This window comes from Pseudoalteromonas sp. S1609 (assembly GCF_005887255.1).
In the GTDB taxonomy this organism is placed as follows: Bacteria; Pseudomonadota; Gammaproteobacteria; order Enterobacterales; family Alteromonadaceae; genus Pseudoalteromonas.
Window position 1 is genome coordinate 1 of the sequence record NZ_PNDJ01000207.1, and the last position, 233, is coordinate 233.

1 pseudogene is annotated in these 233 nt (G+C 44.6%); it reads right to left on the reverse strand.

Annotation, left to right across the window (positions count from 1 at the left end):
• A pseudogene (locus tag CWB76_RS19450) lies at positions 1–233 on the reverse strand (glycerophosphodiester phosphodiesterase family protein); the annotation flags it as partial.

Here is a 233-nt window from a genome sequence, read left to right on the forward strand (position 1 = left end):
TTTTTGTGCGTATTGCGTTTGGGTCATACCGTTAAAGGGCATACTCACTTGAGGTGATTTAAGCTCTGGGGTCATTTTTACTCCGAGCTGTTTAAATAGTGCAATACTTTGTTTGTGAGTCATGAGTGTACCTGAGGTGGCGTATAAGTCAGTGCGCCAACTTGGTGTACCTTTCATGTAATCGCTAACATTGGTGGCAGTGGTGTTTGCGCCATCCATTTTACCCTCAAGGG